The sequence below is a fragment of the Burkholderia sp. JKS000303 genome (assembly GCF_002563755.1).
GTDB lineage: Bacteria > Pseudomonadota > Gammaproteobacteria > Burkholderiales > Burkholderiaceae > Burkholderia > Burkholderia anthina_B.
The window spans coordinates 473,409-496,582 of the sequence record NZ_PDBZ01000002.1; the positions used below are offsets into that span (position 1 = coordinate 473,409).

Genomic DNA, 23,174 nt, shown 5'->3' on the forward strand with positions numbered 1-23,174 from the left:
AAAGGTACCGAGATTGGACAACCCCATCATCCCCGACACGTTGCTCGAAGCGCATCGTGCGCACTGGGCGACGTTGCGTCGCGATCTGCATGCGCATCCGGAGCTGCGATTCGAGGAACACCGGACGGCGGACGTCGTGGCGCGCGAGCTCGAAGCACTTGGCTACGCGGTGTCGCGCGGGCTGGGCGGCACGGGCGTCGTCGCGAGCCTGCCCGGGGCGGATCCGGCCCGGGGAATCGTGCTGCGCGCGGATCTCGATGCGCTGCCGATCCACGAAGCGAACGACTTCGCGCATGCGTCGTGCACGCACGGGATCATGCATGCGTGCGGGCACGACGGCCACACCGTCATGTTGCTCGGGGCCGCGCGCATCCTGAAGGACTTGCCGCAGTTGCCCGGCTCGGTCCATTTCGTGTTCCAGCCCGGCGAAGAGGGCGGCGCGGGCGCGCGCAAGATGATCGACGACGGGCTGTTCGAGCAGTATCCGACGGAAGCCGTGTTCGGCATGCACAACTGGCCCGGTTTGCCCGCCGGGCATTTCGGCTTGCGCACTGGCCCGATCATGGCTGCGGGCTCCCGGTTCAGTATCACGGTAACCGGCAAGGGCGCGCATGCGGCGCAGCCGCATCTGGGCATCGACCCCGTGCCGCTCGCCTGCTCGATGGTGCTGCAATGCCAGACCATCGCCGCACGGCACAAGGATCCCGTCGATCCGGCCGTCATTTCCGTGTGCATGTTCCATGCGGGAACCACGGACAACGTCATTCCGGACAGCGCCGAGCTGCGCGGCACGATCCGCACGCTGTCGTCGGCATTGCAGCAGCAACTGCAGCACGACGTCCAGCGCACGTGCGAGGCGCTGGCGCATGCGTATGGCGCGCAGGTCGACGTCGAGTTCTTTCAGTATTACCCCGCGACGGTCAATACGCCGGCGGAGACGGCATTCTGCGAAGCGGTGATTCACGATGCGTTCGGCGACGAACGCCTGCACCGCGACGTGCCGCCGAACATGACGTCCGAAGATTTCGGCTTCATGCTGGAGGAGCGGCCCGGCGCATACGTGCTGATCGGCAATTCGCCGGCCGGTATGGCTGCACCGGCGCTGCATCACCCGAAATACGATTTCAACGACGAGATCATTCCGGCGGGGGTGCGGTATTGGGTGGCGTTGGCGCTGCGGTACTTCGGGGGCGCGTGACGCGGGGTAGTCCGGTGTGTTCACGTACGTTCCATTCCATGTACGGGAGCACGCGCTTCTTTCGAAATGATGCTGTGAAGAGGCGTTTCGCGGGTTCCGATGCGCACACCGGGCGATGGACTTTCAGATGCCAATGGGCTCGCAGTCACTGCCTCGGTCGACAGATCATGCGTGTGACCTGAAGGCCGGCGGTAGCGCAACTATCCCGTCAGGACGCGGCCGGCATTGCCCTTACCGGCACCACGCCCGATTCAACGCTTCCATATCCTCGAACACCTCGATGCGAGGTGGAAACGGATTCGGCTCGCCCGGCGCGACGATGCCGACGAATGGCATTCCGATGTGATCCGCGGCGTGCAACTCGGTGATCGAATCGCCGATGGCGAGGACCTGACCGGGAAGCCAGGAGCCGAATCGAACCACGTCGGAAAACGCGTCGATCTTGGTGGTCGGGGATCCGACTATGGTTTCGAAATAGCGATCGAGCCGGCGTTGCGCGGTAATCGCGACGAGATCACGGTGAGCCGTTCCCGATACAAGGTGCAACGACAGCTTCCCGTGCATGCGTTCCAGAAACGCACGGGCGCCCGGCAGTTCCATGCACGAGCCGATGCGCGCCATCAGCAAGCTGCTGTACTGATTCGCGAGCGTTGCCACGGTTGCGTCGTCCGGTTCTCTGTCGAACACGGCGCGTTCGAAGTAGCGGAATTTCTCCACGCGGCCGATCCCGCCGTGCAGCGCCTGATACGCGAGGATCGCGGCCCTTTGGGTTGCGTCGACGCGGTCGCCGTAGCACTCGACGAACAGGTCGGCTTTCAACTGGACGGAATCCAGGATGACGCCGTCAAAATCGAATGCGATCGCTTTGATGTGCTCTGTATTCACGGGGTCGTGCAACCTGAACTCCTGCCGGATTAAAAAGGGCGACGCGTCGATCGCCGCGACGAAAGTCGCAATACGTTACCGCGCCGAACGTCGTTGCGACCAGGGCGAGCAATCCGAGCCCCGCGATCATGAGGCAGCAGGGCGCGATGGCTCCGGCCAGCAGGCCGTACCAGGAAAACGATGCGGTCGCGAAACGATCGGTCACGATGGGCCGTCCAGAATAGCGTGACGTGCCGCCGGCACGTCACCAATGGGTCTTCGTGTTAGCGCCTGAGCTGAATGCGCACCTGCGCGGCCGGTTCGGTCAGCACTTCGGGGCGCAGGATCGCCGCCAGTTCATCGGTGCTCAGCAGCCCGCGCTCCAGCACGATTTCCGACACGCTTCGCCCCGATTCGAGTGCGAGCCGCGCGACTTCGGTCGCGTTTGCATAGCCGATGTACGGGTTCAGCGCGGTCACGATGCCGATCGATCGCTGCACGCCGTCGAGCAGGTGTTCGCGATTCGCGGTGATGCCGACCACGCAGCGGCGCGTCAGCGTCTCGCAGCCCGCTTTCAGGTGCACGAGACTCTTGAACAGGCTATGCGCGATGATCGGCTCGAACGCATTCAGCTGAAGTTGCCCGCCTTCGGCCGCCAGCGTGATCGTGATGTCGTTGCCGATCACTTCGAACGCGATCTGGTTGACGACTTCCGGGATCACCGGGTTGACCTTGCCGGGCATGATGCTCGAGCCGGCCTGGCGCGGCGGCAGGTTGATCTCGCCGAGCCCTGCGCGCGGGCCGGACGACAACAGGCGCAGATCGTTGCAGACTTTCGACAGCTTCACGGCGACGCGCTTCAGTACGCCCGACAGTTGCACGAACGCGCCGACGTCCTGGGTCGCCTCGATCAGGTTCGAGGCGGTCACGAAGTCGAGGCCCGTGATCGCGTTCAGATGCCGGCACACGCTGGCCGCATAGTCGGGGTGCGCGGTGATGCCGGTCCCGATCGCGGTGGCGCCGAGATTGATCTCCCGCAGCAGGGCTGCGGCCTCGGTCAGGCGCGCTTCGTCCTCGGCGAGCATCACGGCATACGACGCGAATTCCTGCCCGAGCGTCATCGGCACGGCATCCTGCAATTGCGTTCGCCCCATTTTCAGCACGGTCGCGAACGCCTCCGCCTTTGCATCGAACGCGCCACGCAGTTCCGCCATCGCGGCAACCAGTTCGACGATGAGCCGTTGCAGTGCGAGCTTGATCGCCGTGGGGTACACGTCGTTCGTGCTCTGACTCATGTTGACGTCTTCGTTCGGATGCAGGAACGCGTATTCGCCGCGATTGTGCCCGGCAATCTCCAGCGCGCGATTCGCGATGACTTCATTCGCGTTCATGTTCGTCGACGTGCCGGCACCGCCCTGAATCACGTCGATCGGGAACTGGTCGTGGAGTGCACCCTCGCGGATTTCCCGGCACGCATCGACGATCCAGTCGGCCTTGTCACGCGACAGCAGGCCGAGATCGGCGTTGGCCAGTGCTGCGGCCCCCTTGATTTCGGCGAGAGCCCGGACCAGTGCGGCGTAGCTGCCGACCGTGACGCCGCTGATCGGAAAGTTGTCGATCGCGCGCACCGTGTGGATGCCGTAGTAGGCGTTGGCCGGAACCGGGAGGTCGCCAAGCAAGTCATGCTCGAGACGGGTATCAGCGAAGACGTTCATGTCATTCCTCAGTCGAAAGATGAAAATTTTTCAGTAACGCCCGCTTGGCAGGGGGCGGGTCGCCCGCTACGCATGGGGCCTCGAAACGGCGGCCTGACGCTGTTTCCAGCGAATCGGGGCCGGCCGATCGATTTGATCAAAATCATAGCCGAGCATCAGCGAAAATGAAATCCTTTACATAGTTTGTGAATCTCGCTAGGATGCAGTCATCGGCTCAGTGTTCGAGCTTTCAGCGGTCGATTTGGCTGAATCAGGATGTGGCAGAGCGGTGAGGCAGGCGCTGATGTCTAGAAAAATAGCCTGGAAAATGTAATCGTTTACTAGGGTTTCTCCAGGGCGGCCGCATGGCTGGCCAGCGAGCCCGCTTTCAGATGAGGTGACAAATGAATCATCCGGCAGCAACGGATACGCAGGAAACCAAGGGTGCCGTCCACGAAGCTGCGCGTGCGGGCGGCAAGTACATGGTCGTGACGCCGGACGGCGAGGAAAGCTACTGGCAGCCGAAGCCGGCCAACGGCCATGCGTCGGTGCATGTCGCGCCGCACCTCGTGCCGATGGACGTGCCGTTTTCGGCGGGCACGCAGACGTTGCCGCCGGGCGGTGTCGTGCGCAAGCACTCGCACGATGCCAATGAGGAAGTGCTGCACTTCATCTCGGGATCGGGCAAGGCGATCCTGGACGGAGAGGAGTACCGGCTGGGCGCAGGCACGACGCTCTTCCTTGGCAAGCTGCGCACGCACACGTTCATCAACGACGGGGATACCGACCTGCATTGGGCCTGGTTCTTCGTGCCGTCGGGCCTCGAGACCTTCTTCCGCGATATCGGCCGCACGCGTGCGCCGGGCGAAGCGGCGCCCGAGCCGTTCGACCGTCCGGAGAACGTGGCCGAAATCGAGGCGCGCACCGTCTTCGCGACGGCTGCGGACAAGCAGTGACGGCGGCGGCCGCGATGAACGCCGTTCATTACGAAAGCCACGGCGAGGGCCGCGCGGTCGTGCTGATCGCGGGGCTCGGCGGGCTGGGCGCATTCTGGAAGCCGATCGTGCCGCTGCTCGCACGACATTTCCAGGTGCTCACATTCGATCACCCGGGTGTCGGCCTCAGTGCGCCGCCGGCCGCGCAGACGATCCCGACGATTGCCGCCGCGGTGCTGGACGTGCTGGATCGGGAATCGATCGATGCCGCTCACATCGTCGGTCATTCGACCGGCAGCCTCGTCGCGCAGACCCTCGGCCTCGATCATCCCGGCCGCTGCCACCGACTCGTGCTGAGCGGCGGATGGGCGAAGCCCGACCGGCGTTTTCGCGATTTGTTCGCATTCCGTCGCTATCTGCTGCAGCGGGTCGGACCGTCCGCGTATTCGGCGCTGTCGAAGCTCGGCGGCTATGACGGGCAATGGTACGACCGGCATCTCGCGGCCGACGCGCCGCCCGACTTCGATGCCGCGATGGCGCTGGACGTCGAGACGGTATCGAGCCGGATCGACATGCTGCTCGCCTATGAGCGCGCCGATGAACTGGCGCGTCTCGCGCAGGACGTTCTGGTCGTCGGCGCGGAAGACGATTTCATCGTCCCGTTCTACAACTCGGCCGACCTTGCGGAACGGATCGCGCGCAGCGAACTGGAAAAGGTCGACGGTGGACATTTCTTCCCGCAGGTCGCGCCCGACGCATTCGCGACGCTGGTCGGGTCATTTCTGGAGCGCACATGAATCAGGTTTCTGCCCGTCACGACGCCACGGCCGTGGCGAATTCGGGGGTGGGTCGTTCGTCGTCGCATCAGCACGCGGAACGTATCGCCGTGATCGGCATGGGTGCGATGGGCCGCCGCGTCGTCGCATCGATTCGCGCGGGTGCGCATGGCGATCTGCCCGTCGCGGGCTTCGATCCTCACGGCGACGCCGCGCTGCTCAAGCGCGAGCTGAACGTCGAGCTGTTTTCGACCGTCGACGCATTGCTCGCGTGGCAGCCGACGGTCGTCGTCGAATGCGCGGGCCATCAGGCCGTCGAGCACGTCGTCGCGCACTGCCTCGAGCGCGGTGTCGATGCGATCGTCGCGTCGGTCGGCGCGTTGTCGTCCGGTGCGCTGCGCGCGAAGCTTCACGACGCGCAACTAAGCGGCCAATCCGAACTGACCGTGGTATCGGGCGCGATCGGCGGCCTCGATGCGCTCAGCGCGGCGCGCGGAAGCGGCCTTCAGTCGGTTCGCTATATCGGCCGCAAGCCGCCGCGCGCGTGGGTCGGTTCCCCGGCCGAAGCGCAATTCGACCTGGCGGCCATCACCGAGCCGACCGTGATTTTCGAGGGGAGTGCCGCCGAGTCGGCGCGGCTTTATCCGAAGAACGCGAACGTGACGGCGGCGGTCGCGCTGGCCGGCGTTGGCTTCGAGAACACGGTCGTCACGATGATGGCCGATCCGGGCGTCGACAAGAACGTACACGAGGTCGAAGCGACCGGACCGTTCGGCCGGCTCGTCATTCGGCTGGAAAACAACCCGTTGCCCGACAACCCGCGCACGTCGTGGCTGGCGGCATTGAGTATCGAGGACGCGATTCTGCGACGTCTCGAGCACGTGATCTGAGTGAGGATGAAATGCGACTGAAAGGAAAAATTGCGCTGATTACGGGCGCTGCGGCAGGTATCGGTGCGGCCACGGCCGAGCGTTTCGTGCAGGAAGGCGCGCGTGTCGCGCTCGCCGACCGCGACTACGACGGCGCACGCAAGGTGGCCGACGGGATCGGCGCCCATGCCTTCGCCGTTCAGGTGGACGTGACGAGCACGCAGCAGGTGAAGGAGATGATCCAGGCAACGGTGGATCGCTTCGACGGTATCGACATCGTCGTCAACAACGCCGGGCTCGGTACGCGCGGCAGCGTCGTGACGATCGAGGAAGACGAGTGGGATCGCCTGATCGACGTGAACCTGAAGAGCGTGTTCCTGGTATCGAAATACGCGATTCCGCAGATGATCAAGCGCGGCGGCGGGTCGATCGTGAACCTGGCGTCGACCGTGTCGGTGGCCGGCATTCCCGATCGTGCCGCATACGTGGCGGCCAAGGGCGGCGTGGCGGCACTGACCCGTGCGATGGCGCTCGACCATGCGGAAGAGAACATTCGCGTGAACAGCGTGGCGCCGGGCGTGACGTGGTCCAACTACTACGAAAAGATGCTCAAGGAAGTGCCGGATCCGGAAGGCTTCGTCGCGGCGCTGAAGGCGCGCGCACCGGTGAACCGCTATGCGACGCCCGAGGAAATCTCCACCGCGATCCTGTATCTGGCGTCGGACGAATCGTCGTTCGTCACCGGCTCGATGATCACGGTCGACGGCGGCTATACGGCGCGCTGATCCTCGGGGGCACGGATGATTCACGAGCTACGCGAGTATGTGATCGAACGTGAGCGGGCGCCCGGCTATTTCGCGTTGTTCCGGGACGTCGGCATGCCGATCCGCGGCAACGAATACGGACGGCTCGTCGGCAACTGGACGATCGACGAAGGCACGATCCGCTTCCTGCATGTGTGGTCGTATGCGTCGCTGGCGGAGCGCGCGGAGAAGCGCGCCGCGCTCGGCCGCGTGCCTGGATGGACCGACGCTTTCCTGCCCGGCGCGGTGGCGCATGTGTCGTCGCAGTCGATCACGATCCTGAATCCGATCGCCGGCACCGTTGCCGGAGACGGCACACGCTCTGTCGAGCACGGGGCGCGCGTGCTGCATGCGCTGCGCTGCAAGCTCGGCCGGGCCGCGCAGGTGGCCGCCGCGCTGGCGCGAACGCATGCCGATGCGGACGGCGTATGGGTGGCGGAATTTCCGGATCCGAACGCGGTGTATCTGCTCAACCGCGGCGCGGCACCGCTGGCCGACCCGACGGCGCTCGCCGAACTCGGCGTGCTGCACGCAACCGCGACCGCGATCGACGCCGGCCCCTATCGGCCGTCGCCCGCTTGACCGGCATCTCCAGGCGAATGGCGCCGGGGAAGGCCATTCGCACGTGAGGCTTTCTGCCTCTTTGGCGCAGCCGCCATGCCGCTGCGCCTTTTTTATTGAACCGGAATTTCGCCATCATCATGCGAATTGCACAGATCGCTCCCCTTCATGAAGCCGTGCCGCCGAAGCTTTACGGCGGCACCGAACGCGTCGTTTCCTACCTGACCGATGCACTCGTCCAGCTCGGCCACGACGTGACGCTGTTTGCGAGCGGCGACTCGATCACGGACGCGACGCTGCGCGCATGCTGGCCGACGGCGCTGCGTCTGGACCCGACGATCCGCGATCCGATCGCGCCGCATTTCCTGATGCTGGAGCAGGTGAGAGCCGTCGCGCACGAATTCGACATCCTTCATTTCCATCTGGACTATCTGCCGTTTTCGCTGTTCGGCGAGCTCGACGTGCCGTTCGTGACGACGCTGCATGGCCGGCTCGATCTGCCCGAAATCCATCCGGTGTTTGCGCAGCACCCCGATACGCCGCTCGTGTCGATCTCCGATGCGCAGCGTGTGCCGATGCCGAACGCCGGATGGGCCGCGACCGTCCAGCACGGGCTGCCGAGCGGCCTGCTGACACCGCAGGCCGACGGGGACGGCGGCTATCTCGCGTTCCTCGGGCGCATCTGCCCGGAAAAAGGCGTCGACGCGGCGATCCGCATCGCAACGCAGGCCGGCTTGCCGCTGAAGATCGCGGCGAAAGTCGACAAGGCCGACGTCGCGTACTTCGAACGCGAGATCGCGCCGTTGCTGCAGCAGGCGAACGTCGAGTTCATCGGCGAGATCAACGAGCTGCAAAAGCCCGCGTTCCTGTCCAATGCCCGCGCGATGCTGTTGCCGATCGACTGGCCCGAGCCGTTCGGGCTGGTGATGATCGAGGCGATGGCGTGCGGGACGCCGACGATCGCGTTTCGCCGCGGCTCGGTTCCCGAGGTGATCGACGATGGCGTGACGGGCTACGTCGTCGACACCGTCGCGCAGGCTGTCGACGCCGTCGAGCGGTCGAAGACGCTGTCGCGCAGCGCGATTCGACGGGTATTCGAGCAGCGTTTCGATGCGCGACGGATGGCGCGTGATTATGTCGGCGTGTATCGCGAGATCATCGGCGCGCGCGTTCCCGAGGTGCATCTTGTATAGCGCAAGCGATGCCGGGCCGCGCGACGCGGCTGACCGGGAGCCGGCTGCGGGGAACGGCATCGCGGCAACGCGGGCGGCATTCTTCGTCGCCGGCATGAGCGTCGCGGCATGGGCGCCGCTCGTGCCGTATGCGAAGGAGCGGCTCGGCGTGGACGACGCGAAGCTCGGGTTCCTGCTGCTGTGCCTCGGGATCGGATCGATCGGATGCATGCCGTTGTGCCAGCGCCTGGTCGTGCGCTTCGGGTGCCGGCGCATGATCGGCGCGGGCACCGCGATGATCGCCATCGCGTTGCCGTTGCTCGCGCTGATGTCGACCATGGGCACGATGGCGGCGGCATTGCTGCTGTTCGGTGCGGGTATGGGCATCATCGACGTCACGATGAACATTCACGCGATGCTGGTCGAACGCGATACGCGGCGGCGTCTCATGTCGGGCTTTCATGGCCTGTTCAGTGTCGGCGGCATCGCGGGCTCGCTGGCTGGCGGCGCGCTGCTGTCGGCGGGCGCACCGCCGGTCGCGGTGTCGCTCGCCGTGTCGGCGATGGCGGTCGCGCTGATCGCGTTCTACGGTCGGCGTCTGCGCGCGGACGCCGGCGGCGGCAGCGGCGCGCATTTCGTGTTGCCGCAGGGCATCGTCGCCGTGATGGGCGCGATTGCGCTCTGCGTGTTCCTGGTGGAAGGCGCGATGCTCGACTGGAGTGCGTTGTTTCTCACGACGGTCAAGCAGTACGAACAGGTGCGCGCGGGATTCGGTTACACCGTGTTCGCGATCGCGATGACGAGCGGTCGGCTGCTGGGCGACGAGCTCGCTCACCGGCTCGGCGCGCAAACGATCATCGTGGCGGGCGGAATTCTCGGCGCATTGGGGCTCGGCGTTGCAATCGCCGCACCGTCGGGCGTCGGCGCGATCGTCGGTTTCGGGCTCACCGGCATCGGCTGCGCGAACATCGTGCCGCTGCTGTTTGCGGCGGCCGGCCGTCAGCGCGCGATGGAACCGTCCGCGGCGATCACCGCGCTGACGACGCTCGGGTATGGCGGCAACCTGGCGGGCCCGGCGGCGGTCGGATTTTTCGCGCATGCGTTGGGACTGGCCGCGTCCTTCGCGTTGCTCGCCGTGCTGCTGCTGGCGGCCGGCATTGCCGGGTTGAAAGTGGCGCGCTGAGCGGTGCGACCGTGGCTGCGGTCGGCACCGCGCCGAATCATCGGCGCGGCGTCGATCACATATGAACCGTCTCGGCCGGAACGAGTTTCCCGCCCTTGACCGTATAGAGCGTGACCACCGGATCCTTGATGTCGCCGCGATCGGTATAGGCGAACCGTCCGGTCACCCCGGCATAGTCGGTTTTCGGCAAGGCGGCGAGCACGGCAGCATGGTCGATCGACCCGCTGCGCCGCATCGCGTCCGCGACCAGGTAGACAGCGTCGTAAAAGAACGGGGCGAGGAACTTCACCGGTGTGCCGTATCGCGCTTCATACGCATGTTCGAACGCGGCGCCGCGCGGCAGGTTTTCGAGCGGCGTGCCGACACTCGAGCACACGATATTTTCCGCGGCCTTGTCGGCCAGGCTGATCATCGTCGGCGTACAGATGCCGTCGCCGCCGAGAATCGGCAGCGCGAGGCCAAGCGTGCGCGCCTGCTTCGCAAGCGGGCCGGCCGTCGCGTCCATGCCGCCGAACATGATGGCGTCGACACGCTCCGACTTGATGCGGGTCAGCACCGCGCGAAAGTCGATCGACTTGTCGCTGACAGTTTCGCGGCTCACGATCTGCAGGCCGAGTGCCTTCGCCTTCTTCGCGAACTCGTCGGCGAGACCCTGCCCGAACGCGCTGGCGTCGTCCACGACGACGACGCGTCGCACATGCAGACGCCCGGCTGCATAGTGCGCGAGCGCCGGCCCCTGGCTCGCATCGGTCGCGGTCAATCGAAAGGAGGTTTTGTAACCCTGCGTGGTGTACGCGGGATTCGACGCACTCGACAGCAGCGCGATCTGCGCGTTGCTGTACACGCGCGACGCGGGGATCGCGACGCCGGAGTTCATGTGGCCGACCACCGCGACGACGCCGAGGTCGACGAGTTGCTGCGCCACCATCGTTCCGGTGCGGGGATCGCCGGCATCGTCTTCCGGCACGAGTTCGAGGCGAACCGGCTTGCCGCCGACCTTGAATCCCTTTGCATTGATCTCTTCGACGGCCAGGCGCGCGCCGTTTTCATTGTCCTTGCCGAGGTGCGCCTGCGCACCCGTGAGCGGCGACGCGAAGCCGAGCTTCACGATGGTTGCCGCGGCCCCCGGATCCTGCGCATGGGCAGGGGCGGTGACGCACGCGGTAGTGGTCAGTGCCACGTACATGGCCACGGTTCGGTTCATGGCGTTCCTGCGAGTGTGGTTCATGGGCGGATGGCCGGCGTGCGGCCGCGGCGCGCCCGGATCCTTCCAGGCTTGCCGTGGCCGCATGTCCGGCAACGATCAGAACTTGTGGCGCATGCCGACGATGCCGATCACCTGCGAGCTGGCGCCTGCATCGATATCGAACGAGCCGATCACGGCCTGCGCGGCGCCGAGCCCGTTCTGCCCGCTCGCATGGGTGTAGCCGACCGTTGCATAGACGTCCGTGCGCTTGCTCAGCAGGTAGTCGATGCCCAGGTTGACCTGATGATACTTCGCGGCCGAATCGCCGTTCGACTTCGTGTAGTTGTAGCCGGCGATCGCGACAAAGACCGGCGACACCTGCCAGTTCGCGAACACGGAGCCGTTGTGATATTTCTCGGAGCGGCCGAAGGTCGACGATGCATCCGGCGAATACTCGGAGAAGCTGTAGGCCGCGCCGACGGTCACCGCGCCGATCGCATACTGTCCGCCGGCGCGCGCGATGCTGACCGAGCGGGCCGATGCATACGCCGCGTTGACCGAGCTGTTGAAGAACGTATCGGCTGACGATACGCCGCGCGTCGATGCACTCGCGTTACCGTTGTCGACATGCAGGTAACCCGCGCCGAGCGACAAGGGGCCCTGGCTGTAGCTGATCGCGCCGGAATAGGTTTGCCCGGAGCCGACGGAGCCCGCGACGCCACCGAACCCGTACATTGCCGATAGCGTGAAGCCGCCCCACACCGGGCTCGTCCATTTCACCGCGTTGTTGAAGCGCACGCTGCTGTCGTAGTTGTCGACGTCGCCGGGCGTCGCGAAGAAGCCGCTGTACGCGTCGGCCGTGTACGGCTGCAGCAGGTCGCTGACCGGGTCGTACTGGCGGCCGAGCGTCACCGAGCCGAACCGCGTGCTCGTCAGTCCGACGAAGGCTTGCCGGCCGAACATCCGGTTGTCCTGCTGAAGCTGGCCGGACCCGGCATCGAAACCGTTCTCGAGCGTGAAAACGGCGCTCAGGCCGCCGCCCAGGTCTTCCGTGCCCTTGAGGCCCCACTGGCTCCCGGACAGGTTGCCGGACGACATCTTCCATTGCGAATGCTGCCCGCCGCTGTTGTGGATATACGCGATACCCGTATCGACGATGCCGTAAAGCGTAACGGCGCTCTGGGCGCTGGCTGCGGCGGAAAGCGTGCCCAGTGCCGCGGCTGCGATCAGATGGATTTTGTTCAATGTCTCACTCACGTTTTATGTTGTCCTGGAGAAGCGCAAGTCCGTTCGTCGAATTTTTATTCGTATACCTAATGATGTTCGCGAAAAAAACGTGATCGAAGCGGGGCTTGCCGGAAATCGACGCGATGCGCCGCGGATGACGGACGCGCGGCGGCGCGTCCGGATTCGGTTCGACGTTGCCCGATGGCGGGTTACTGCACCACCGACGCACGGTTGGCGACCAGCGACAGCCCGCGGTTACGATTGACGAAGTAGTAGAGCGCGCCCGGGACGAGCAGGCTCGGGATCCAGCTGACGTCCGCGCCGATGAGGCGGGCGAAGTAGCTGTGATAGAACGACATGTCCATGAACGGCACCTGCACGGCGACCGCGACGATGAAGATCGCGAGCGTGCTGATGTTGTACTTGCCGTAGATGCCGTCCTCGTTGTACATGTCGGGTACGCTGTACTGGCCTTTGCGGATCAGGTAGTAGTCGACGAGGTTGATCGAGCTCCACGGCACCAGCACGTAGATTTGCGCGACGAGAATGTCCGAGAAGTAGTCGTTGAACTTGTACTGCGTGCCGATCGCGATGGCCGTTGCAAGGATGGCGATGAGCGTCATGATCACGAGCTTCATCGACTTGCTGACACGCGCCATGCCCTTGAAGCCGGTGAAGATCGTCGTGGTCGACATGTACGCGCTGTACAGGTTGAGCACGTTGATCTCGAGCACGCCGAGCACGATGATCACGAGCGCGGGACGCCCCCAGCCACCGAACAGGCCGGCAAGACCGGTGCCGGGATCCTTCGTCACGTCGGCGATGCCGGCGGCGAGCACCGCGCCGAGAATCATCACGAGCGTCGAGCCGAGCGCGTTGCCGATGTAGCTGTACCAGAACGTCTGCTTCGTCGAAATGTTCTTCGGCAGATAGCGCGAATAGTCGGCGACATACGGGCCGAAGCCGAGCGTCCAGGACGCGGCCTGCGCCACCACCAGCATGAACGCGCTGTTGATGTAGCCGTGGTTCGCGGCGGCCGCTGCGGCATGCGGCGGCAGCGGGTGCTGGTACACGAGGAACGCGGCAGCCGCGAAGATCAGACCGGACAGGGCCGACATGTACGCGCCCATCCGGTGGATCAGCTCGTAGCCGATGTAGCTGATGATCAGCGTCAGCACGCCGAACAGGATGATGGCCTCGTTGTCGCTCATCGGGTAGATCGACTTGATCGAGTCGCGCATCACGACGCCATTGGCGGCCGTGAACAGCACATAGGACACCACCACGATGAACAGCGGGATGCCGGCGCCGAGTACCCCGAACTGCGCGCGGCTCTGGATCATCTGCGGAATGCCGAGGTGAGGGCCTTGCGCCGAGTGGCCGGCCATGAAGACGGTGCCGATGAGGTTGCCGAGAATCAGGCCGACGATGGTCCAGAACACGCTCAGGCCGGCTGCGACGCCAAGCGTGCCGACCACGAGCGTGGTGACCTGCATGTTGGCGCTGAACCAGATGGTAAAGAGCCGGCTTGGTTTCCCGTAGCGTTCATTCTCGGGAATGAACTCAATGCTTCTGTTTTCGATGTCCATCGCTTCCTCACAGGGGGTAAAGGTTGCTCCGCGGAAACGGACCGTACGGTCCTGCTCCTCGGGCATTCGACGCTTCGATGACGTCCGGCCGGGCCGTCAGTTTTGCTGTAGCTCGGCCTGTAATGTAATCCTTTACAGTGGTGATTCAATGCGGGTCTTCCCTATTCGAAGGTGGGGCGATCCGGCTAAAACCTCGTATCAAACGGCCTGAGGACGTCTCGCACGCGGTCTGTGGGGAGGTGGCATGTTCATCGGTACGCGTAAATTTTCGATAAACAAGTAAAGGATTACAATCGGCTTGGATGGCTCGGTACGAGGCGGTGCTGCGGGCGGGGAGGGCGATGCCGGTCGGCGTGACCCGGCCGGGCCGCGGATTGCGGCGATGGCGTGCAGGCTCGGGGAGCCTGCGGAGGACAATGCCGGGCGTGCGCCCGGCCATGCCTATCGTCCGTCGTGCTCGGCGGAAACCAGTTTGCGGGCCTCGTCGCGGCGGGCCGTGCTTGTCGACTCCCGCACGACGAGATTGGTTTCGAGGCGAACCGGCATGATCCTGCGCTGGTCTGCGAGGGCGCTGATCAGCGCCTGCGCCGAATGCTCGCCCATATCCCGCGCGGGAACCGAAATCGTCGTGAGGGCGGGCGTGAATACGGTCGCGTAGTCGTCGTTGTCGAATCCGGAAATCGACAGATCCTCCGGCACGCGTATGCCCATGCGGCGACATTCGGCGATGGCGCTCAGCGCGAACGTATCGCTGTTGCAGACGACGGCGGTCGTTTCCGGAAACTCGCCGAAGATCTGGCGCATGGCCTCGGCGCCGCGGAAAACCGCCGAGCCGTAACTCTTCTCGATGACGTGGCAGCCGTCGGTGATGCCGTGGGCGGCCAGCGTTTCCTCGAATGCCTGGATCCGCGATTGCTGCCTGTCGTTGCCGTGAATCGGGCCGGCGATCATCACCATGCGCCGATGGCCGAGCCGGATCAGGAATTCGACCATCTGCTTCGTGGCGCTGTAGTTGTCGAAACCGATCGACGGGAAGTGCTCGTCATTCGTATACGAATACGTCGTCACGCACGGAATCTGCTTTTCGAGCAAATACGCGCGAAGCGCCGGATCGTCGACGCGGCCCACCATCAGCAGCGCTTCCGCGCCGCGCTCGACGAGTGCGCGAACCTTGTCGAGCATCCGCGTGTTGTCGAAGCCGGTCGTCAGCACGAACACGCTGTAGCCGGCTGCGGTGATGCGCTCTTCGAAGCCGTCGACGAGGCGCGCGAAGAACGAATAATCGAGTGTCGGAATGACCGCGCCGATGATGTGCGTCTTCTGCAGCCGCAGTGCCTTGGCGGACGGGTTGGGCGTGTAGCCCATCTTTCGCGCGATGGCGATCACCTTCTCGCGCGCTTCTTCGCGCACGAGATGGGGAAGGTTGAACGCGCGCGACACGGTCGCGACGGACACGCCCGCCGCCTTCGCGACGTCGGTGACATTGACCTTCTGGGCTTTCTGGGGCCGCTGTTTCGCTGAGTTGTTCATGTTGAAAGCGCTCGAAATGGGGAGGCGGGCGGCGCGAGTGTGCAAACACGCGCTGCGCTGCGGGCAAATGTGCGGCTCGGGCGAGAAAACGATTACTTCCCGGTGGGGTGGCGGATGTCTCCCCGATCTCCTGATGCCTCAAAAATAATTTGATTGATATCAATGACTTGTGGCGCGACGTTCGGGCGTTGCTTCGTCCGTCGGCTACTTTCCACCACACGTGTCATTGTGACGCTGCTATGATACACCTCGGCAACATGGTTTTTCTGAAAAAACGCAGGTTTTCTGTAAAATTCCGATAGGGGTTCGAGCCGTTTTGAGGCTCCCCTGTGCGCGTGTCAGGAGGAGAATGGCAACTTGCGACGCGGTTTGTAATTGATTACATTTCAGATGGAGACGGTAGATGCGGTGGAAGAACTACTACCAGGTCGTGAACTGCCACGCGGAGGGTGAGGTCGGCAAGGTGCTGACCGGCGGCGTGGTGGACGTCCCGGGAGAAACGATGTTCGACAAGCGCGAGTATCTGCGCCTCCGCCGCGACGATATCCGGCGGCTTTGCCTGTCCGAGCCGCGCGGCTCCGTGATCGACAGCATCAACATCGTGCTGCCGTCCGCTCATCCGGAGACGGGTGTCGGGTTCGTCACCGCGGGCGCGACCGACTATCCGGTGATGTCCGGGTCCAACCTGATGTGCGTCGCGACCGTGCTGCTCGAGACCGGGATGGTTCCGATGCAGGAGCCCGAGACCCGGTTCGTCCTCGAGGCGCCAGCCGGGGCCGTGCAGGTCACCTGCCAATGTTCCGGCGGGAAGGTGACGCGCGTGAGCTTCGTCAATCAGCCGGCGTTCGTCTTTTACGAGCAGCACGAAGTCCACGTGCCGGGCTACGGAGCCTTGCCGGTCGACATCTCGTACGGCGGCGAAACCTTCGTGCAGATCGACGCGGAGATGCTGGGCCTGCGGCTGGAAGCCGACGAGGCGAAGGAGTTGAGCGAACTCGGCGAACTGATCAAGCGTGCCGCAAGCCGGCAATTGCAAGCCATCTACCCGATGAATACCGCGCTGACGGGCATCACGCAGGCCCAGTTCATGGGCCCGCTCACGCGGACCGAGCGCGGTATCCGGTCGCGCAACGCGGTGATCGTGTCGCCGGGCCGGCTCGATCGATCGCCCGGCGGGACGGCAACGTCGGCGCGTCTCGCGCTGTTGCACCGCCGAAAGCAGATCGCACCCGGCGAGATCCTGATTCACGAGTCGATCCTCGGCACCTGCTTCGAGGGCTCGATCGAGCGGCAAACCCAGGAAGGCCCTTATCCCGCCGTCATAACCAGCGTTGCCGGGCAAGCGTGGATCACCGGCATGCAGCAGGTTTGCCTGGATGTCACCGATCCGCTGGCGTCCGGCTACACACTTTCGGACACGTGGCCCGAGTCGTACTGAGCCATGCGTTTTTCTTTGTTTTTATGGGTAATCGATTACAGGAGTCTAGTATGACACGTCGTTACGATCTTTGGATCGATGGTCAATGGCAAGCCGCGAGCACGCCGGAATCCGTCGCACGGTATTCGCCCGCGCATGGCGACAAACTCGCCGACTATGCGGCCGGTGGCACGGCGGACCTCGATCGTGCGGTCGGCGCGGCGCGCGCGCGCTTCGATGATCAGTCGTGGTCGCGGTTGCCGGGGGCGACCCGTGCCGCGTTGTTGAACGCATGGGCCGCGCTGATCGAGCGCGATGCGGAAAAGCTCGCCCGCATCGAGGCGGAAGAGGTCGGCAAGCCGATCCGGTTCGCGCGTGCGGAGGTTGCGGCATCGGTCGACCTGACCCGCTATGCGGCGTCGCTCGCATGGCAACTGGGCGGAGACGCATTCAGCAACCTGGGGGCGGACAAGCTCGGCCTCGTCACGCGTGAGGCGCGCGGCGTCGTCGGCATGATCGTGCCGTGGAACTTCCCGCTGGTCACGTTGTTCCAGAAGCTGCCGTTCGCGCTGGCCGCCGGCTGCACGACGGTCATCAAGCCGTCGGAACTGACGTCGGGCACGGCGCTCGAAGTGGCGGCGCTCGCGAAGGAAGCCGGTATCCCGGGCGGCGTGATCAACGTCGTGACCGGGACGGGCCCGGTCGTCGGCGAGGCCATGTCGAAGCACCCTGGTGTCGACATGATTTCGTTTACCGGTTCGACGCTCGTCGGCAAACAGATCGCGCGCAATGCGGCGGAAACGGTCAAGCATGTCGCGCTCGAGCTCGGCGGCAAGGCAGCGAACATCGTGTTCGCCGACGCGGATCTCGACGCCGCGCTCGACGGCGTGCTGCTCGGCACGATTCTGAACCAGGGCGAAGAGTGCGTCGCGGGGACGCGACTGCTGATCGAAGCGTCGGTTGCGGACGCGTTCGTCGGCAAGCTGGTCGAGCGCGCGAAGCGTGTGGTCGTCGGCTTGCCGCTCGACGACCGTACCGATATCGGTGCGCTGATTCACGAGCAGCACCTGAACAAGGTGCTGGACTATATTCGGATCGGGAAGGCGGAAGGCGCGACGCTTGCGGTCGGCGGCGAGCGCGTGACCGCGAACGGCCTCGACAAGGGCTTTTTTGTCGGCACGACGATCTTCACCGGCGTGACGCCGGAGATGCGGATTTTCCGCGAGGAGATCTTCGGGCCGGTGCTGACGGTCACGACATTCAAGGATGCCGACGAAGCCGTGCGGCTCGCCAACGATACGAACTACGGTCTTGGCAACGGCTTGTGGACCAAGGATATCGACAAGGCCATCACGGTGTCCCAGCAACTGCGCAGCGGGACCGTGTTCGTGAACACCTACCTGGAATCCGCGCCGCAGATGCCGTTCGGCGGTTTCAAGGAAAGCGGCGTGGGGCGCGAGAACGGGCTCGACGGGCTGCTCGAGTATACGGAGGTCAAATCGACTTTCATCAAGCTCGGCAAGCGCGCACCGGCATTGCCCGCGACGGTGGTCGCCGCGAGCTGACGGGTGAGGTTCGCGGGCAGTGTGGCGTCGATGAGGCGGCCTGCGGCATGAACGATCAGGCCGGCTCGCACGGCGAGCCGGCCCCAACACAGGGCAAACAATGAAACTGAAGCGAATGGTCAACGTCGTCGGCGTCCATACCGGCGGCGAGCGTAACGACGTCATTACCGGTGGCGTACTCGACGTGCCCGGCAACACGATTTTCGAAAAGATGCGCTATCTCGAGACGCAAGCCGACGATCTGCGCAAATTCCTTCTGCAGGAACCGCGCGGCAGCGTCACGCAATGCGTGAACCTGGTCCTGCCGCCGTGCGATCCGGCAGCGGATGCGGGTTTCGTGATCATGGAGGCCGAGTACTACGTGCCGATGTCGGGCAGCAACACGATCTGCACCGTCACCGCGCTGCTCGAGACCGGGATGATTCCGATGCAGGAACCGTACACCGACGTCACGCTCGAAGCGCCCGGCGGCCTCGTGCGCGTGCGCGCCGAATGTCGCGACGGCAAATGCGTGAACGTGCGGTTCTCGAATGTTCCGTGCTTCGTGTTCGGCCTCGACTTGCCGGTCGAAGTGCCGGGCCTCGGCACGCTGAAGGTCGACGTCGCGTACGGCGGAATGATCTACGTGCTGGTCGATGCGCAGGCGGTCGGTTTCGCCATCGAACCCGACGAGGCAGGGCGGATGGTGGACATCGGCGAACGGATCAAGGCGGCTGCCGCCGAGCAGATCCCCGCCGTGCACCCCGAGAATCCCGACATCCACACGATCAATCAGACGCTCTTTGCAGGCCCGCTCCAGCGCGGCGCCGATGGCGGGCTGCGGGCGAAGAACAGCGTGATCGTGTCGCCCGGGCGCGTCGACCGTTCGCCGTGCGGAACGGGCACCAGCGCGCGCCTTGCCGTCATGCACGCCCGCGGGCAGATTCGGCCGGGAGAGCGGTTCGTGCACGAATCGATCCTCGGAACCGAGTTCATCGGCGAGATTGCGGAGACGTTGTCGGTCGGCGGCAAGCCGGGTGTTCGTCCGATGATTACCGGTAGCGCATGGATCACCGGCTACCATCAGTACGTGCTCGATGCGACCGATCCGCTGCCGACCGGTTATACGCTGAGCGATTTGTGGAGAAAGCCCGCGTGATCTTGCGCGCGTGAATGCCATGCCCGGGCTTCTGCCCGGGCTGGCGCGCGTCCGGCATCGCCGGGATGCCGCTTTTGCTCCCGCAGAGACATCGGCCGGAGCGCATGACGATGCAGCCGTCCGGCTTGCGATCGGCGCCGGACGCGACCGATCGCAAACGACGTCAGTTCCGGTCGTCGATCCGGATGCCGAACGCGAAGACCGCCGCCGCCGCGATCGCGAGGCACGCACTGATGAGCAGTCCGTTCGCGAACGAGTGCGTGCGGTCCACGATCACGCCGGTGATGACCGGCGCGGCCGATCCCCCGAGGTATCCGCCGAACGTCAGCACGCTGCCCATCGTGGCGACCAGCCGGCTCGGCACCATCACGCCGACGATGGCCCAGGTGCCGACGTTCGCGAAGTAAATCGAGAACAGCGCGCCCGAAATGGCGGCGACCGCGAGTGCCGGCGTGTGGGCTGCCGCGGCGGCGGCCGTGAACATCGCGGCGACCACGAGGCCGATACACGTCGGGATCTTGCGGCTGAGCGATACGCTGTACCCTTTGCGCGTCAGGAAGTCGATGAAGGTGCCGCAGCTCAGTTGGCCGATCGTGCCTGCCGCATAGGGAATGGCCGCGAGCCAGCCTGTCCTGGCGATACTCACGTGCTGTTCGTGCTCGAGGTAGGCCGGCAGCCACGACACGTACAGCCAGATCATGTAGATCACGCCCGCCGAGCCGAGCATCATCGCGATCGTGTTGCGCTGTATCAGCAGTGCGCGCCATTCGGCGAACCCCGGGCGCGACGCGTGTGCGTGGTCATCTTCGGCTGCCGTGCCGCTCGTCCCGCGATCGGGCGTCCGGTTCCGGTAGACGGTAAACCACGCAAGCGCCAGCACGATCCCCAGCACGCCCAGCGTCGCGAACATCATCCGCCAGCCGACCGCGATCAACAGCAGTGTCAGCAACGGCGGTGCAAGCGCGGGCGCGACGGTCCCGGCGATCAGGAAGAGGCTGGTCGGCCCGCCGCGCTTCTCAGCAGGAAACCATTCGCTGACGATCTTCGCGCAGGCCGGATAGTGCGGCGATTCGCCGATGCCGAGCAACGCACGCCCGAGCAGCAACTGCTGGAAGGTCTGCACGAAGCCGCATGCGAGCTGCGCGGTCGACCAGCACAACAAGCCGATGCCGAACACGATGCGCGCGCCGAAGCGATCGAGGATCAAGCCGATCGGGAGCTGCGAGAACGCGTACACGATCGAGAACGACGACATCAGCAAGCCCATCTGGGCGGCCGACAGTTGCAGTTCCGACGCAACGAGATGATTGGCGACCGACAGTGCACTGCGATCGAGGTTGTTGATCAGGCCCGCGCCGATAAGGAATGCAATCGCGATTGTCGCGCCACGGCTGCGCGTGTCGCGATCGTGCGGCCGCACGATTTCGGGCGGCGTGGAAAGCTGGTTCATCGTGTGTCCAGGTGTCGAGGCGCGGCCAGCCCGGTGCCGGAAGGCCGCAAAAAAAGGCCGTGAACGATGCTCGCGTCCACGGCCTGAAGACCGCGCGATCGGCCCTGTCGGAGGCAATCGCGGGACAAGCGGGGTCTAGGCCGCTTTGTAGTATTCGGCCTTGCCGGCCGGCGGCTCCGAGCGGCCGCGAATGTTGTCGGCGATTTTCTCGGCCATCATGATGACCGGCGCGTTGAGGTTGCCGCTGACGATTTCCGGCATGATCGACGCATCCACCACACGCACGTTGTCGACACCGTGCACGCGCCCCTGGGCGTCGACCACGGCATCGTTGCCCGGTCCCATCCGGCAGGTACAACTTGGGTGGTAGTTCGTTCCGGCCGTCTCGCGCAGATAGGCGAGGATCTGCTCGTCGGTCTGAACCAGTTGGCCGGGCGTGACTTCCTCGCCGCGCAGCGGTGCCCACGCCTGTTGGTCGACCACGTTGCGGATCGCGCGCACGGCGGCAATCGCGTCGCGCCGGTCCGTCTCGGTCGTCAGGAAATTGAACACGAACTTCGGCGCGGCCAGCGGATCGACGCTGTCGATCCATACGCGCCCGCTGCTCGTCGGACGCATCAGGCTGAAGAAGTACTGGAAGCCGTTCTCCAGCTTCACGTTGCCGTGCTGGAACTCCCCGAGCATCGGGATGAACTCGAACTGCACGTTGGGCACCTTGACGTCATCCTGCGTGCGGATGAACGCGCCCACTTCGAAGAAATTGGTGGCGCCGAGCCCCTTCTTGAACAGCTTCCACTGAACGCCCAGTTTCAGCTTGCCGAGCGTCGTCAGTTCCCGCGCCGCCGAAACGTTCTGCGTCGCCCGATACTGGACCGGTGCAGCCAGGTGATCCTTCAGGCCCTGGCCGACGCCGGGCAGGTCGGAGACGACATTGATCGACAGGCGTCGCAGGTCGCTGCCATTGCCGATGCCGGACAGCATCAGGATCTGCGGCGAATGGATCGCACCGCCGCAGACGATGGCCTCGCGTGAAATGTTGATCCGCTTCGTTTCAGACCCGACACGCACGAGCACCGCGACCGCCCGCTTGCCCGCGAACTCGAGCTTCAGCACTTGCGCCATGCTCCAGACATGCAGGTTGGCGCGCGGCGGCGCTTCGTGCAGATAGGCGCGCGACGTGCTCCAGCGCAGCCCGCGGTGGACGTTGCGCTGCGTGATGTGAACGCCTTCCTGCCGGTACGCGTTGTGGTCTTCCACGTGCGGCAGCCCCGCCTGCTTGCCGGCTTCGAGGAACGCGCGATACAGCGGATTGTCGGCGCGGCAGGTTTCGATGTGCATCGGGCCGTTGCCGCCGCGATAGGCGTTGGCGCCCTTGTCGAAGGTTTCGGCCTTGCGGAAGTAGGGAAGCACGTCCGCATAGCTCCATCCTGCGTTGCCCAGCGCCTCCCAGTTGTCGTAATCCCACGGATTGCCGCGCACCCAGTTCATGCCGTTGATCGACGAGCAGCCGCCGAGCACGCGGCCGCGCGCCTCGTAGATCTTCCGGTCGTTCAGGCCCGGCTCGGGCTCGGAGTGCATGTACCAGTTGAACTTGTCGTCCATCAGCGGGAACCCGAGCGCCGCCGGCATGCGGATGTAAGTGCTCGTGTCCTTGGGGCCCGCTTCGATGAGCAGCACGCGCGTGCCGGCATCTTCGGCCAGTCGTGCTGCGACGACGCTGCCTGCCGAGCCGGAGCCGATCACCACGTAATCGTAGTCGGTGCGGATCGGCCGGCGATGAATGTCCTGCATGGTGTTGCCTCCGAAAAATTCTGAAATGAAACCGGGCAGGGCTTGCCTGACTACCGGCTCGTGAGCATGTCGGCGACGGTGTCCAGGCATGTGCACACGACTTTGATGGGGATTCTATGTCGCACGAAAACCAATGTAAAGGATTACATTTTTCGGTGCATTGCGGGTTTTCACGCATATCCGGGAATGGCCCGTGTGAGTACCGGGCGTTCGATGAGGCTGAGCG

At 64.7% G+C, this 23,174-nt stretch carries 20 protein-coding genes; 11 read left to right on the forward strand and 9 right to left on the reverse strand.

Going from position 1 to position 23,174, the window contains the following annotated elements; all coding sequences use genetic code 11:
* Positions 1 to 13 precede the first annotated feature (13 nt).
* Positions 14 to 1,198, forward strand: a complete 1,185-nt coding sequence (locus BX604_RS24160; protein ID WP_098553364.1) for a M20 aminoacylase family protein — start codon at positions 14 to 16, stop codon at positions 1,196 to 1,198.
* Positions 1,199 to 1,429: 231 nt separating this feature from the next.
* Here BX604_RS24160 and BX604_RS24165 read toward each other — a convergent pair whose 3' ends face one another.
* The 3 genes from BX604_RS24165 to aspA are packed head-to-tail and all read right to left on the reverse strand — an operon-like array spanning position 1,430 to position 3,777.
* Positions 1,430 to 2,095 (reverse strand): HAD family hydrolase, encoded by a 666-nt coding sequence (locus BX604_RS24165; RefSeq protein ID WP_098553365.1) that lies wholly within the window; start codon positions 2,093 to 2,095, stop codon positions 1,430 to 1,432.
* Positions 2,043 to 2,288, reverse strand: coding sequence for a hypothetical protein (locus BX604_RS39095; protein ID WP_179894868.1), 246 nt, complete (start codon positions 2,286 to 2,288; stop codon positions 2,043 to 2,045). The genes BX604_RS24165 and BX604_RS39095 overlap by 53 nt, the downstream gene beginning before the upstream one ends.
* 58 nt (positions 2,289 to 2,346) lie before the next feature.
* Positions 2,347 to 3,777: an aspartate ammonia-lyase gene (gene aspA / locus BX604_RS24170; RefSeq protein ID WP_098553366.1), complete on the reverse strand. Its 1,431-nt coding sequence runs from the start codon at positions 3,775 to 3,777 to the stop codon at positions 2,347 to 2,349.
* Positions 3,778 to 4,160: 383 nt separating this feature from the next.
* Between aspA and BX604_RS24175 the strand changes: the two genes are divergently transcribed.
* The 7 genes from BX604_RS24175 (at position 4,161) to BX604_RS24205 (ending at position 10,055) form a co-directional block, all read left to right on the forward strand.
* On the forward strand, positions 4,161 to 4,712 hold the full coding sequence (locus tag BX604_RS24175) for a cupin domain-containing protein (protein ID WP_257146407.1): 552 nt from the start codon (positions 4,161 to 4,163) through the stop codon (positions 4,710 to 4,712).
* A 14-nt stretch (positions 4,713 to 4,726) separates the two neighbouring features.
* On the forward strand, positions 4,727 to 5,488 hold the full coding sequence (locus BX604_RS24180; RefSeq protein ID WP_098554021.1) for an alpha/beta fold hydrolase: 762 nt from the start codon (positions 4,727 to 4,729) through the stop codon (positions 5,486 to 5,488).
* Entirely contained in the window at positions 5,485 to 6,357 is an 873-nt protein-coding gene (locus tag BX604_RS24185) for an aspartate dehydrogenase (RefSeq protein WP_098553367.1), read from the forward strand. The genes BX604_RS24180 and BX604_RS24185 overlap by 4 nt, the downstream gene beginning before the upstream one ends.
* An 11-nt stretch (positions 6,358 to 6,368) precedes the next feature.
* Positions 6,369 to 7,121, forward strand: coding sequence for an SDR family oxidoreductase (locus BX604_RS24190; protein ID WP_098553368.1), 753 nt, complete (start codon positions 6,369 to 6,371; stop codon positions 7,119 to 7,121).
* 15 nt (positions 7,122 to 7,136) lie between these two features.
* Positions 7,137 to 7,721 (forward strand): NIPSNAP family protein, encoded by a 585-nt coding sequence (locus tag BX604_RS24195; protein WP_098553369.1) that lies wholly within the window; start codon positions 7,137 to 7,139, stop codon positions 7,719 to 7,721.
* A gap of 119 nt (positions 7,722 to 7,840) precedes the next feature.
* On the forward strand, positions 7,841 to 8,893 hold the full coding sequence (locus BX604_RS24200; protein ID WP_098553370.1) for a glycosyltransferase family 4 protein: 1,053 nt from the start codon (positions 7,841 to 7,843) through the stop codon (positions 8,891 to 8,893).
* On the forward strand, positions 8,886 to 10,055 hold the full coding sequence (locus tag BX604_RS24205; RefSeq protein ID WP_257146408.1) for an MFS transporter: 1,170 nt from the start codon (positions 8,886 to 8,888) through the stop codon (positions 10,053 to 10,055). The genes BX604_RS24200 and BX604_RS24205 overlap by 8 nt, the downstream gene beginning before the upstream one ends.
* A 55-nt stretch (positions 10,056 to 10,110) precedes the next feature.
* Here the strand turns inward: BX604_RS24205 and BX604_RS24210 are convergent, their stop codons facing one another.
* The 4 genes from BX604_RS24210 to BX604_RS24225 all read right to left on the reverse strand — a co-directional run bounded on the left by BX604_RS24210 (position 10,111) and on the right by BX604_RS24225 (position 15,587).
* Positions 10,111 to 11,259, reverse strand: a complete 1,149-nt coding sequence (locus BX604_RS24210) for a branched-chain amino acid ABC transporter substrate-binding protein (RefSeq protein WP_179894869.1) — start codon at positions 11,257 to 11,259, stop codon at positions 10,111 to 10,113.
* Positions 11,260 to 11,358: 99 nt separating this feature from the next.
* Complete coding sequence (locus BX604_RS24215) at positions 11,359 to 12,486, reverse strand: porin (protein ID WP_098553373.1); 1,128 nt, start codon at positions 12,484 to 12,486, stop codon at positions 11,359 to 11,361.
* A gap of 191 nt (positions 12,487 to 12,677) precedes the next feature.
* A complete protein-coding gene (locus BX604_RS24220; protein WP_098553374.1) occupies positions 12,678 to 14,057 on the reverse strand; it encodes a purine-cytosine permease family protein in 1,380 nt (459 codons plus the stop codon).
* Between the two features lie 441 nt (positions 14,058 to 14,498).
* Complete coding sequence (locus BX604_RS24225; protein ID WP_098553375.1) at positions 14,499 to 15,587, reverse strand: LacI family DNA-binding transcriptional regulator; 1,089 nt, start codon at positions 15,585 to 15,587, stop codon at positions 14,499 to 14,501.
* A gap of 403 nt (positions 15,588 to 15,990) precedes the next feature.
* Here BX604_RS24225 and BX604_RS24230 point away from each other — a divergent pair, with 403 nt between their 5' ends.
* The 3 genes from BX604_RS24230 (at position 15,991) to BX604_RS24240 (ending at position 19,707) form a co-directional block, all read left to right on the forward strand.
* The gene (locus BX604_RS24230; RefSeq protein WP_098553376.1) at positions 15,991 to 17,025 is read left to right on the forward strand and encodes a proline racemase family protein; all 1,035 of its coding nucleotides are present in this window, start codon (positions 15,991 to 15,993) and stop codon (positions 17,023 to 17,025) included.
* A 50-nt stretch (positions 17,026 to 17,075) separates the two neighbouring features.
* Positions 17,076 to 18,569: an aldehyde dehydrogenase family protein gene (locus tag BX604_RS24235; RefSeq protein WP_098553377.1), complete on the forward strand. Its 1,494-nt coding sequence runs from the start codon at positions 17,076 to 17,078 to the stop codon at positions 18,567 to 18,569.
* Between the two features lie 100 nt (positions 18,570 to 18,669).
* On the forward strand, positions 18,670 to 19,707 hold the full coding sequence (locus tag BX604_RS24240) for a proline racemase family protein (RefSeq protein WP_098553378.1): 1,038 nt from the start codon (positions 18,670 to 18,672) through the stop codon (positions 19,705 to 19,707).
* Between the two features lie 163 nt (positions 19,708 to 19,870).
* Here BX604_RS24240 and BX604_RS24245 read toward each other — a convergent pair whose 3' ends face one another.
* Together BX604_RS24245 and BX604_RS24250 are read right to left on the reverse strand one after the other, a co-directional pair.
* Complete coding sequence (locus tag BX604_RS24245) at positions 19,871 to 21,157, reverse strand: MFS transporter (protein WP_098553379.1); 1,287 nt, start codon at positions 21,155 to 21,157, stop codon at positions 19,871 to 19,873.
* Positions 21,158 to 21,292: 135 nt separating this feature from the next.
* Positions 21,293 to 22,948 carry a choline dehydrogenase gene (locus BX604_RS24250; RefSeq protein ID WP_098553380.1) on the reverse strand — a complete coding sequence of 552 codons (1,656 nt, stop codon included), beginning with the start codon at positions 22,946 to 22,948 and terminating at the stop codon, positions 21,293 to 21,295.
* Between the last annotated feature and the right edge of the window lie 226 nt (positions 22,949 to 23,174).

Coding starts and splice junctions, on each gene's coding strand:
- BX604_RS24175 (WP_257146407.1), top strand. CDS start 4,161: ATGAATCATCCGGCAGCAACGGATACGCAGGAAACCAAGGGTGCCGTC.
- BX604_RS24200 (WP_098553370.1), top strand. CDS start 7,841: ATGCGAATTGCACAGATCGCTCCCCTTCATGAAGCCGTGCCGCCGAAG.
- BX604_RS24235 (WP_098553377.1), top strand. CDS start 17,076: ATGACACGTCGTTACGATCTTTGGATCGATGGTCAATGGCAAGCCGCG.
- BX604_RS24190 (WP_098553368.1), top strand. CDS start 6,369: ATGCGACTGAAAGGAAAAATTGCGCTGATTACGGGCGCTGCGGCAGGT.
- BX604_RS24210 (WP_179894869.1), bottom strand. CDS start 11,259: ATGAACCGAACCGTGGCCATGTACGTGGCACTGACCACTACCGCGTGC.
- BX604_RS24225 (WP_098553375.1), bottom strand. CDS start 15,587: ATGAACAACTCAGCGAAACAGCGGCCCCAGAAAGCCCAGAAGGTCAAT.
- BX604_RS24240 (WP_098553378.1), top strand. CDS start 18,670: ATGAAACTGAAGCGAATGGTCAACGTCGTCGGCGTCCATACCGGCGGC.
- BX604_RS24180 (WP_098554021.1), top strand. CDS start 4,727: ATGAACGCCGTTCATTACGAAAGCCACGGCGAGGGCCGCGCGGTCGTG.
- BX604_RS24250 (WP_098553380.1), bottom strand. CDS start 22,948: ATGCAGGACATTCATCGCCGGCCGATCCGCACCGACTACGATTACGTG.
- aspA (WP_098553366.1), bottom strand. CDS start 3,777: ATGAACGTCTTCGCTGATACCCGTCTCGAGCATGACTTGCTTGGCGAC.
- BX604_RS24245 (WP_098553379.1), bottom strand. CDS start 21,157: ATGAACCAGCTTTCCACGCCGCCCGAAATCGTGCGGCCGCACGATCGC.
- BX604_RS24220 (WP_098553374.1), bottom strand. CDS start 14,057: ATGGACATCGAAAACAGAAGCATTGAGTTCATTCCCGAGAATGAACGC.
- BX604_RS24185 (WP_098553367.1), top strand. CDS start 5,485: ATGAATCAGGTTTCTGCCCGTCACGACGCCACGGCCGTGGCGAATTCG.
- BX604_RS24195 (WP_098553369.1), top strand. CDS start 7,137: ATGATTCACGAGCTACGCGAGTATGTGATCGAACGTGAGCGGGCGCCC.
- BX604_RS24230 (WP_098553376.1), top strand. CDS start 15,991: ATGCGGTGGAAGAACTACTACCAGGTCGTGAACTGCCACGCGGAGGGT.